The sequence below is a fragment of the Allocoleopsis sp. genome (assembly GCF_036703385.1).
Classification (GTDB): Bacteria; Cyanobacteriota; Cyanobacteriia; order Cyanobacteriales; family Coleofasciculaceae; genus Allocoleopsis.
On the sequence record NZ_DATNPA010000002.1, the window covers coordinates 1 to 10270 of the forward strand.

The 10270-nt window shown below is 48.9% G+C and carries 11 protein-coding genes; 6 read left to right on the forward strand and 5 right to left on the reverse strand.

The window, feature by feature from the left end:
- Positions 1–221 precede the first annotated feature (221 nt).
- Positions 222–1199, forward strand: a complete 978-nt coding sequence (gene era, locus V6C93_RS00025; RefSeq protein WP_333474586.1) for a GTPase Era — start codon at positions 222–224, stop codon at positions 1197–1199.
- 437 nt (positions 1200–1636) lie between these two features.
- Here the strand turns inward: era and V6C93_RS00030 are convergent, their stop codons facing one another.
- The gene (locus tag V6C93_RS00030; RefSeq protein WP_333474587.1) at positions 1637–2176 is read right to left on the reverse strand and encodes a Fis family transcriptional regulator; all 540 of its coding nucleotides are present in this window, start codon (positions 2174–2176) and stop codon (positions 1637–1639) included.
- 111 nt (positions 2177–2287) lie between these two features.
- Positions 2288–2968: a sigma-70 family RNA polymerase sigma factor gene (locus V6C93_RS00035; RefSeq protein ID WP_333474588.1), complete on the reverse strand. Its 681-nt coding sequence runs from the start codon at positions 2966–2968 to the stop codon at positions 2288–2290.
- 132 nt (positions 2969–3100) lie between these two features.
- On the opposite strand from V6C93_RS00035, the gene V6C93_RS00040 reads away from it, so the two are divergent.
- The 3 genes from V6C93_RS00040 to V6C93_RS00050 all read left to right on the forward strand — a co-directional run bounded on the left by V6C93_RS00040 (position 3101) and on the right by V6C93_RS00050 (position 4421).
- Positions 3101–3262, forward strand: a complete 162-nt coding sequence (locus V6C93_RS00040) for a hypothetical protein (protein WP_333474589.1) — start codon at positions 3101–3103, stop codon at positions 3260–3262.
- A gap of 92 nt (positions 3263–3354) precedes the next feature.
- Positions 3355–3852 carry a response regulator gene (locus V6C93_RS00045; RefSeq protein ID WP_333474590.1) on the forward strand — a complete coding sequence of 166 codons (498 nt, stop codon included), beginning with the start codon at positions 3355–3357 and terminating at the stop codon, positions 3850–3852.
- A gap of 2 nt (positions 3853–3854) precedes the next feature.
- Positions 3855–4421 (forward strand): L,D-transpeptidase, encoded by a 567-nt coding sequence (locus tag V6C93_RS00050; protein ID WP_333474591.1) that lies wholly within the window; start codon positions 3855–3857, stop codon positions 4419–4421.
- Between the two features lie 75 nt (positions 4422–4496).
- Here V6C93_RS00050 and V6C93_RS00055 read toward each other — a convergent pair whose 3' ends face one another.
- Positions 4497–5081, reverse strand: a complete 585-nt coding sequence (locus tag V6C93_RS00055; protein ID WP_333474592.1) for a late competence development ComFB family protein — start codon at positions 5079–5081, stop codon at positions 4497–4499.
- A gap of 120 nt (positions 5082–5201) precedes the next feature.
- Complete coding sequence (locus V6C93_RS00060) at positions 5202–6125, reverse strand: M23 family metallopeptidase (RefSeq protein ID WP_333474593.1); 924 nt, start codon at positions 6123–6125, stop codon at positions 5202–5204.
- Between the two features lie 452 nt (positions 6126–6577).
- On the opposite strand from V6C93_RS00060, the gene V6C93_RS00065 reads away from it, so the two are divergent.
- Positions 6578–8926 (forward strand): cation:proton antiporter, encoded by a 2349-nt coding sequence (locus V6C93_RS00065; RefSeq protein WP_333474594.1) that lies wholly within the window; start codon positions 6578–6580, stop codon positions 8924–8926.
- Between the two features lie 134 nt (positions 8927–9060).
- Here V6C93_RS00065 and V6C93_RS00070 read toward each other — a convergent pair whose 3' ends face one another.
- The gene (locus V6C93_RS00070; RefSeq protein ID WP_333474595.1) at positions 9061–9309 is read right to left on the reverse strand and encodes an Hfq-related RNA-binding protein; all 249 of its coding nucleotides are present in this window, start codon (positions 9307–9309) and stop codon (positions 9061–9063) included.
- Positions 9310–9336: 27 nt separating this feature from the next.
- Between V6C93_RS00070 and dapF the strand changes: the two genes are divergently transcribed.
- On the forward strand, positions 9337–10173 hold the full coding sequence (gene dapF, locus V6C93_RS00075) for a diaminopimelate epimerase (protein ID WP_333474596.1): 837 nt from the start codon (positions 9337–9339) through the stop codon (positions 10171–10173).
- Positions 10174–10270: the final 97 nt, after the last annotated feature.

Consider the following 10270-nt stretch of genomic DNA (forward strand, 5'->3'; position numbering starts at 1 on the left):
AAGATGGCAATGCACTGGACTATTCCTCCCTCAACCAACTAAAAGCTGACACACTTAGTCTCCTATATCTCTGCTGTTTGAGGACTTATGCAAAATTTCGCGATCGCTACACAAAAGACAGCAGTACAGTGAAGGAAATTGTAGGAGTAATCCCTTGTGGTTACCCCAAATGTTAGCAGGGCAGGCACAAGACCTGTCCCTACCTCAACAACTCGCACAGCATGGAAGACGGCAACACAACAACCCCATTTTTAGACAGCGACCAGGACGATATCCTAAACGGGTCGAGTATTCCCCAAGCCCCTGAAGGCTTCAAATCCGGCTTTATCGCTATCATCGGACGCCCCAACGTCGGCAAATCAACCTTAATGAATCAACTGGTGGGGCAAAAAATTGCCATCACCTCACCCGTCGCACAGACGACGCGCAACCGCCTGCGGGGTATCCTAACCACACCTGAAGCGCAGATGATATTTGTGGATACCCCAGGCATTCACAAGCCGCATCACCAACTAGGTAAAGTATTGGTGCAAAATGCCCAAATTGCCATTGACTCAGTGGATGTTGTGCTGTTTGTCGTAGATGGAACAGTAGAATCGGGAGGAGGCGATCGCTTTATCGTGGAACTCCTCACCCACACCCAAACACCCGTAATTCTGGGCATCAACAAATCGGACGAACAACCCCCCGATTCCCAGCGATTGGATGAAAGTTACGCTCAACTTGCGGCACCAAACAACTGGAAATTTACAAAATTCTCCGCCCTCACGGGTGACGGACTCGAAGCCTTACAACAACTGTTAATCGATCATCTCGAATCTGGGCCCTATTACTACCCCCCCGACTTAGTCACTGACCAACCGGAACGATTTATCATGGGGGAATTAATTCGGGAGCAAATCTTGCTCCTTACTCGTGAAGAAGTACCGCACTCAGTCGCCGTTACCATTGATATCGTCGAAGAAGACCCAAAAATTACCCGTATTCTCGCGACTATCCACGTTGAACGCGACTCTCAAAAAGGAATTGTGATCGGCAAAGGCGGCGGTATGCTCAAACAAATTGGTAGCGCGGCCCGCGAACAAATGCAAAAATTGATTGCGGGTAAAGTCTATCTAGAATTATTTGTCAAAGTAGTGCCCAAATGGCGGCAATCTCGCCTCCAACTGTCAGAGTTTGGTTATCGAGTGGAAGAATAAGCGTTAACCCTCTAGGGGTAGGCACTGCCATACCCCTACCCTGTACCTCACTTAAACGAGAATTGCTATATGGCAGTTTCAGGCGCGATCGCTTGCTAAATTTGTCTAACTAATCCCTCTTTTGTTATTTTGGGGCATAAAGCCGGGGTGAAGCATTCTTGAATGAGGCTTTTAGGCTTTGCACCAAACTTGCGACAAGAATGCTTCGCCCCTACAAAAATCGTCGTTCTGTCCCGGAAGTGACAAAAGAGGGATAACCCATAACCCTCAAACAAAACCCGTCCTTACTTCTGGAGAAAGGACGGGTTTCCAATCATTTTTATTAGCCATAGATTTAGATTCCTAAACCTGTCTCTACAACCATTTGGTCAAGTTCTTGTCGGATAGACAAGATGCCTGCCACTTTCACCAAACATCGGACTCAAGTTTAAACTCGATTAGTTCAGTTTATGCTCGTAGAGATCGTGGGGTTGTGTCGAGGGCTGCACGCCTTTTTCTGGATCGGCTACAGCCGATTTCGGAATCTCGATTACCGGTTGGTTGAGTGCAATTTCCAGGGGAGGCTGAGAAACATTATTCTGAGCCAACTGTGGCACCAAGGAGCGAGTACCGGGTAAAATTCCCGATACAGCACTCATAAATAGAGCCGCGATCGCTGCTCCTCCCCAGATTACTGTGCGTCGATTCCGGCGTCTGTCAACTCTTAAGAAAACTCGTTCAGCTGTCTGTTGCGCGGTAGCTGTGGGGGCTGGAACAGGAAGCTGCTGGATTTCCTGACGCAGCTTCATCAGCCGGGTGTACAAGCGCTTCATCTCTGAGTCAGTTGCCAACAACTCTTGCACTTGTTTGCGCTCTGCTGCTGTTCCTTCACCATCAATGTATGCACTAAGTAATTCAAAGCGATCGCGCTGCAAGCTATCCATTTGTGTGACAGCTTCTTGTCTAGACTGTTTACCAGAGTCAAAATTGGAGCTCATTTTCGTATCACCACCGAGTCATAGCAAGCGCCTATTTTACTGATATTCTATAGATTCCGTCATAAACGAACAACCCCCTAGAGGTCACGCTACAACGAATCAGACTGATGCTCAAGCTTCCAAATAGGTTTGGAGCTGAGATTGAAGTCTTGCTCTGGCTCTGGCAATTCTCGACTTTACAGTTCCCAGAGAGACACCCGTGAGTTCGGCAATCTCTTCATAAGCCATGCCTTCAATTTCTCTTAGGACGATGGTCGTGCGGAACACCTCTGGCAAGTCTGCGATCGCCTCGCGGAGCTGTTCATAAAACTCTCGTGTTGTCATGTCTTCTTCGGGATTGGGCGTTTCCGAGGCAATTTCCCAATCCATTTCACCGTCATCAAGGCGACGCGGAGCATCTAACGAGAGGGGATTAGCTACCCGTTTGCGTTTGCGTAGTTCATCGTAGAAGAGATTTGTGGCAATCCGACTCAACCACCCCCGGAACTTAACTGGCTCTTGTAACCGCTTAATGTTCCGGTAAACTCGAATCCAGACTTCTTGCGCCAAATCAGATCTGTCCTGCCAGTCTGGAGCCAAGTGATACAAAATTTTATCCACATGGGATTGGTACCGCCGTAAAAGCTCAGCAAAGGCAGCTCTATCAGGGCTCATTCCGTCCTGACAGCGCAAAATCAAGTCATAGTTAGGGAGTTTGTCAGGTTGCACCGATACTTGAGGAGGAGTTACCTCACGTAGTTGAGGAAGTGTTACCTCACCGGTTGACCAGGATAAAGGAATTGATTGGCTCATGGATGGAATGGGTGCTAAAACATCCTTCTTCCTCCCAAAGACGCCCGACTTTCATCAATGGTTCCCGCATGAACAAGTAAATCTTTTATTTTACAAGCGATTGCTCAAAGAGTAACTAGTAAATCAATAATTATGACTATTAGTTCACTCAACAGCATCCTCCAAAAGGATAGTCTTAGAAAGGTTCTAGACAAGTTGAGTTTCTCTGTTGCTGCAACAGCGTGCTTACACGGCTCAAAACAGGAGTTGCGATCGCGCAATTGGGAGCTAGCATTAAAATTCTCGCTGGCATAGGACGTCTCCGGAAAAAGGGTCAGTGATTTCTTTCAACTCCCCGTCTCTTGACATTGAGCCAGGAGACTTTTGTTGATTATCGTTGAAAGAGCATGGCTGCCAAATACCCCTATGGAGTTAGGGTCAAAGTGAGTAATCCCAGAAAGCGAATCACTATTCTGTTAGCAGAAGATGCGATCGCAGACCAAAGTTTAATGAAACAGGCACTGGAAAGAAGTCGCCTGCTCAACAACTTGTACGTTGTCCAAGATGGTGCGGAACTACTGGACTATCTACACCGTCGGCACCAGTACAGCGAAAGAGCCAGTTCACCCCGGCCCGACTTAATTTTGCTGGATTGGCACTTGCCGAAAATAGACGGGTCAGAGGCACTACAAGCCATTAAAGCTGATCCCAACTTACGACGTATCCCCATTGTGATACTGACATCCTCCAGTAATGAGGAGGACATACGTCGTAGCTATGAGTTAGGAGCCAGCTCCTATTTCATCAAGCCGATGAGCTTTGACGCCCTAGTCGAGGCCGTGAATATATTAGGAGAATACTGGTTTGATATCGTAGAACTTCCGCCTGCTAACGGTAATGAGTAACGATGGCTATAAATTACTCGCTCAAGACAAGCTGGATGTTAGTTTGCTTCGGGTCAGCGCTCCTGTGCTTGTCAGTAGCGCAACCTAAGCTTAAGCCGCTGTGGGTGAAGCCTCAAGCCAAACCCAAGATGTTAAGAGCCTTACCCGCGACCCCTTCTCTGAAAATGGCGATCGCTGCTATGAGTTCTCGGATTGTGGTTGATTTGAGTGAAGCCCGCATCTACAGTTACTGGGGAAAGCAGCTGATTGGCAAGTATCCAGTTGCCGTGGGTCAGCCCGGTTGGGAGACTCCCACTGGCACGTTTAAAGTGTTGCACAAGCAACTCAACCCAGTCTGGAAGCAACCGATTACCGGCGATATATTCCCCGCTGGCCCCAACAATCCATTAGGCGATCGCTGGATTGGTTTTTGGGCTGACGAACGACATCAAATCGGGTTTCATGGCACCAATAAAGAAGATCTGGTGGGGAAAGCTGTTTCCCACGGCTGCTTGCGGATGCGGAATGCTGATATTCGAGCGCTGTATAAACAGGTGAGTGTAGGAACACCTGTAATTGTTCGCAAATAATCAAGCTTGTAGGTTGCAAGATTTAACTTTCAACCCTTTTTCAGCTCCTAACTGTTCTAATAAACAGAGCTTAAATCAAAACTCCTGACTCATGACTTGTGACTCCTCAATACTGTAGATAGGGTCTGTTGGCTCAAAGTTAGGTGCGTAAACCTGTAACAAGCTACTCACCTGCCTCAGAACATCGTTGCCACCACTTTTGCCCAGTGCTTGACGCTCACAGCCAAAATCAGGTCGATCCAGGTTGCGGGCAAGGGCAGCACTGACTTGCTGGGTGATCAGATCGTGCAGTTCTTCTTTGGCTCGCTGACGCTGGTATCTCGCACCTTCTTCTGTTGTCGCATACAGAGGAGGGAGTCGATTAAGGGCGTAGGCGGCGACATCTCCAACATCTAGGATGCGATCGCTTTTTGATTCGATTTCGGCGACTTGAGCCACTGCCTCCGTGAGTACTAACTCTTCCATTACATTGATAAACTGCTTACGCGGAACTGCCACCACTTCGCCTGTCAGCAGCGCCCCCATCAGGCGATCCAACGCCATATATTCTTCAATCGAAAGCTCCGAGGCCGTATCACAGATACGTCCCACCTCGGTTTCCATGACTGGGGTCAAGTAGCCATCTTGAAGAGCTTGTTCTACGATTTTTTCAATACTCATGACGTTGGAGTGTGTTTCCCGGTAGCTGCTTTTGAAGAGGAAAACTTGCCACAATCTATACTCAAAACCATACAAAATCTAACCCAAGAGGAGAAGACTGGAGCAAAACTTTAAAAAGCTCTACTCAAATCCTTTCTCTCGCCAAGGTGCTGGGTCAACCGAAATCGCATGAACATAGAGACCCCAATGTAGATGTGGACCAGTAGCTGCGCCCGTTGAACCCACCGCACCAATTCTTTGAGCAGCCTTTACCATCTGCCCTTCCCGAACATCAATGCGCGAGAGATGCATCATGATACTGGTGACGCCTTGACCGTGGTCAATTCCCACTACGTTACCATGTACCCGGAACCCCTCAGATACTCTTCCCACCAAGGCTATTCGACCCGCTGCCGGTGCCATTACGGGGGAACCCGTTCCACCTGCATAGTCAACACCACGATGGTAGTAATCCTTCGCAAAGACGCCATTGTAATAGCGGCGAAGCCCATAACCGGTTGAAATTCGACCGCTATTGGGCTTTACGAACGGCCCATTCCAATATTTTTCTGGTGTTTCTAGGTTTTTGAAAGCCGCCACGCGATCAAGTTCATGCTGCGTTGCTTCCGCCCCCGCTGCTCCTGAGAGCCGAATGCGTTGGGTAGGAAAAGAGCGATTTCGCAACGGCACAGTTAAGTTTTTGACTTCACCCCCTCCTTGAACTTGAATCTGTAAAGTTCCAGGCTGATCCAAAGGTGAGGTTGGCAACAACGCTCGAAACTTTCCCGAACTCGTGACAAAAGTTGGATAAGTTTTCTGACCCATCTTAACAGTTGGAGTACTGCTAAGGGTAGGGTCTTGCTGAACAATCACTGACAAAGTGTCGCCTAACTGGGGGTTAGAGGGCGACAAACCTACTTGCACAGCTCGTGCTGGCACAGCTATAGCAACGAAAGTGGCAACTATGCCAAGAGCGAGACCGATTCGTACCCAGTTAGCGCGTTGACGTTGTACCCACAAAACAGCAACAGCAAGCCAGTTGCGGCGGGGGCGCGATTGAGACAAAGTAGTCTTCGACGGCACAGGTTATTCTTCCCTATCGAGTTGTTGACAATAGTTTAGCTACTCAATATATAGATAGCTACTAATAGCCGATAGACTAGCACCTTGGTCACAGAGTTTCCAACAGCTTTCCCTGAAATATGACTGACACTCTAGTTGACTCAATGAATAGGAGGAGAGTGGGGAGTGCATCTAATATAGCTCTTGATAGGTTTAACTTTTTACAATTCAAGAGGGGTACCTCATACCATTTTGGATTTGGGATTTTAGATTTTGGATTGCACAAGCCTGATTAGGCAATGGTTTCAATCTATGATCTGTTACATCCTCTGTTTGAATGGGTATCCGTTTCACTGAAGGCTTGCTCTTAGTGTACCGACAGGTTACAGGAGAGCTTAGAAAGATTTGTATTCTAAACTTTATATAGCTTAATAATTTTCTCAGAAAAGGAACCGGTGCAAGAAGACTTCAGACTAATCCTTGACTTCGTGTCCGTCCTCGCCGCCGCTGCGGTTGGTGGTCTATTCGCCGCGCTTTTGCGTCAACCCGCTCTACTGGGCTATCTTCTGGGGGGAATGATTGTTGGCCCTGCGGGTCTGGGTCTGATTAAAGAATTAGTTCAGATCGAGACCCTGGCTCAGTTTGGCGTGGCGTTTTTGTTGTTTGCTCTGGGCGTTGAGTTTTCCCTGGCAGAACTCAAAAAAGTTCAGGCGATCGCATTAGGTGGGGGTGGGCTACAAATTACCTTGACCATCCTTGTCACAGCGTTGTTATCCCTGGGCATGGGATGGGTGAGTACCCCCGCCCAAGGTGTCTTCCTGGGAGCGATTTTGTCGTTGTCTTCCACCGCTGTTGTCCTCAAATGTTTGATGGAGCGCAACGAAACAGAGACGCTCCACGGACAAATCATGCTGGGGATTTTAGTGGTGCAAGACTTGGCATTGGGCTTGATGCTAGCCGTCTTACCCGCCCTCGATAAACCGGCAGAGGCGATCGGCGTAGCGATCGCTTTAGCGCTGTTAAAAATTGGCTTGTTTGCTGCCGGGGCTGTGGCAGCAGGCATTTGGTTAATCCCCTACCTGTTGCGATTCCTGGCTAAAACGGAGAGCCGGGAACTGTTTTTGTTGGGAATTGTTGCCCTGTGTTTGGGCATTGCGCTGCTGACGGAGCATTTAGGTCTTTCGATTGAGATGGGGGCGTTTGTTGCCGGTTTAATGATTAGTGAGGTGGAGTACGCCGATCAAACGCTGACCTATGTGGAGCCGCTACGGGATGTCTTTGCAGCTCTGTTTTTTGCGGCGATCGGGATGCTCATCGACCCCATTTTCCTCTGGAACAATCTGGAGTTGATTTTGGGCTTAGTTTGCCTGGTCTTAGTGGGCAAGTTTTTAATTATTACGCCTTTGGTGAAGGCGTTTGGGTATCCGTTAAAGACGGCAATCATTGTCGGTTTGGGGCTGACTCAGATTGGGGAATTCTCCTTTGTACTTGCGAGTGAGGGACAGTTCCTCGGACTGGTGTCCCGTCGCGTTTACCTTTTGATTTTGGGAACAACGGCGGTGACATTAGTCGTGACACCCTTTGTCCTGCGTTTGGTTCCGATCGCTTTTAACTGGATAGAGTCACTCCCGTCCCTGAAGCGGTTTTTTGAGCCTATGGAGGCTCCTAAGGAAGTGTCTCCTGAAGTCCAACAGCTTTCGGAGCCTGTCGTAATTTGTGGTTACGGACGGGGAGGGCGTAATCTGGTGCGCCTGATGCAGGAGCATAAGTATCCTGTATTGGTCATCGATCAATCAGAGCGAGCGATTCAGCAATTGCGAGAGACTCAAATTCCCTATGTGTATGGCAATGCCGCCAGCTTACACGTATTGGAAAAAGCAGGAGTCGAGAAGGCGCAGTCGATGGTGATTGCGGTATCCGATCCGATGAGTACGCGACTGTGTCTCAAGCGATCGCTAGAACTCAACCCCGACCTCGATATCGTGGTTCTAGCCAATACGGATCGGGATATTGAACTCCTATATCAACTGGGGGCACGAGAGGTGGTGCAGCCAGAGTTTGAAGCCAGTTTGGAACTGGCGAATCATTTGCTCTCTGGCATTGGCTTACCAGCCTCGGTGATTCAACGGGAAATGGAGCAAATTCGCAGTTCTCATTACCTGGATTTACGCCCAGAGCAAGGACCTGCTCAGATTGCACGGGATTTGCGCACGGCAACCGAGGTGATGAATAGCAAGTGGTATGCTTTACCGGAAAATTCGCCACTCAAGGGTATGACCCTGGAAGAAGCCAATATCCGCCGTTTGACTGGTGTTAGCTTAGTCGCGATTCGTCGCGCCGAAGGGGAGGAAATTGACTATCCCAGTGAGCAAGCCCAACTTCAAGAAGGCGATCGCATCTTAGCTGTGGGAGAACCCGATGAACTTGCTGCTTTTAATGAACTGGCTAAGGGTGAAGTGGCGATTCCCGGAATCAACACTCCTTGCCAATGGTTGCTGGTTCCTGAAGAAAGTCCAGCACATGGAAAAACCCTTGCAGAACTCCATTTGCGCCGTCAGTACGGGGTACAAGTACAAGCGATTCGCCGCGAAGGGAAGTTTATCCGATTCCCCGATGGTCGTGCTGAAATTCGAGTTGGCGATCACCTGCTGCTGTGCGGTGGTAGCTATCCTCTGCGTCAATTGCAGCAGTGGCTTGCACCCGAAACTCAGCAATCTGTCGTGGCGATTCCTATCATCAAAGCTCCCGTGAGTGAAGTTCTACAAGAGTATCTACCCCTGGATAGTCAACGCAATGGGGATTGAGTGTTAAGCAGGTTGAAAGTTAGGAAGTTGAAGGTTCAAGGTTAACCTGCAACCTGCAACCTGCAACCTGCAACCTGCAACCTGCAACCTGCAACCTTCAACCTGCAACCTGCAACCTTCAACCTGCAACCCATTCACTGCCTAACTTGAAGAGCGCGACTCCCTTCTTCAACATCTTGTGGCTTAATGTAGGCGATGGCATGACGCCAGATAATCGTGCGTATCCCCTCCTGGGTCGCCAGACAGATGCAATCTGAATCTTGCCAAAGCAGTTGACCAATCAGCGAATCCTGGGTCAGAATTTTGACCTCAACCTCTTTTCCATCTTTAATCAAACCTTGAATTTGACGAACGCTCGGTAGACCTGTATCGAATTCAGCCATAATCAATTTTTTAAGCCGGAGCTCAATATGGAAATCGAATTTACAAAGTATCACGGTCTGGGGAATGACTTCATACTGATTGATAATCGCGCTGACAGACAACCAATTATTTCATCAGAGCAAGCAGTGCAGCTATGCGATCGCCATTTTGGGATTGGTGCAGATGGTGTCATCTTCGCTCTGCCAGGAGAAGAGGCAGCTGACTATACCATGCGGATTTTTAACTCCGATGGTTCGGAGCCCGAGATGTGCGGCAATGGCATTCGCTGTTTAGCTCAGTTTATCGCCGATCTGGAAGGGGCAGACGCTAAAACTGAGTATCGGATTCATACCTTAGCCGGTGTAATCATCCCCAAAATCGAAGGTGAGGGCAAAGTCAAGGTGGACATGGGAATGCCTCAGCTTTTGGCAGCTCAAATTCCCACGACTTTAGCTGAAGCGCAGCAAAAGGCGATCGCTGTACCCCTCCAAGCGGCAGAACAATCCTGGGAAGTTACCTGTGTAAGTATGGGGAATCCTCACTGCATCACGTTTGTTGAGGATGTCGCCGCTATCCCCCTAGAAGCAATTGGCCCCCAGTTCGAGCATCACCCAGCATTTCCTCAACGAACCAATACGGAATTTATCCAAGTCGTGCGTCCCGATTATCTGAAGATGCGGGTGTGGGAACGCGGTGCTGGAGTAACCCTAGCTTGTGGCACGGGTGCCTGTGCTGCGGTGGTGGCCGGTGTGTTAACGGGCAAGAGCGACGCTCGCGCTACGGTAGAACTCCCCGGCGGTTGTTTGGAAATTGAATGGTCACAGCAAGACCAACGAGTTTACATGACTGGACCAGCTGAGCGCGTATTCAGAGGAAAGATATAGCCAGAATCGACGCTTTGTACCAATCCGGATGGCATACCCGTAACAGGGAAAGGATTTCATCCGGATTTCATTTGTTTGTGAAATGCTCTGTAGATAC

Excerpts from the sequence above, each read along its gene's own strand:
- era (WP_333474586.1), top strand. The coding sequence starts at position 222 with ATGGAAGACGGCAACACAACAACCCCATTTTTAGACAGCGACCAGGAC.
- V6C93_RS00030 (WP_333474587.1), bottom strand. The coding sequence starts at position 2,176 with ATGAGCTCCAATTTTGACTCTGGTAAACAGTCTAGACAAGAAGCTGTC.
- V6C93_RS00035 (WP_333474588.1), bottom strand. The coding sequence starts at position 2,968 with ATGAGCCAATCAATTCCTTTATCCTGGTCAACCGGTGAGGTAACACTT.
- V6C93_RS00040 (WP_333474589.1), top strand. The coding sequence starts at position 3,101 with ATGACTATTAGTTCACTCAACAGCATCCTCCAAAAGGATAGTCTTAGA.
- V6C93_RS00045 (WP_333474590.1), top strand. The coding sequence starts at position 3,355 with ATGGCTGCCAAATACCCCTATGGAGTTAGGGTCAAAGTGAGTAATCCC.
- V6C93_RS00050 (WP_333474591.1), top strand. The coding sequence starts at position 3,855 with ATGGCTATAAATTACTCGCTCAAGACAAGCTGGATGTTAGTTTGCTTC.
- V6C93_RS00055 (WP_333474592.1), bottom strand. The coding sequence starts at position 5,081 with ATGAGTATTGAAAAAATCGTAGAACAAGCTCTTCAAGATGGCTACTTG.
- V6C93_RS00070 (WP_333474595.1), bottom strand. The coding sequence starts at position 9,309 with ATGGCTGAATTCGATACAGGTCTACCGAGCGTTCGTCAAATTCAAGGT.
- dapF (WP_333474596.1), top strand. The coding sequence starts at position 9,337 with ATGGAAATCGAATTTACAAAGTATCACGGTCTGGGGAATGACTTCATA.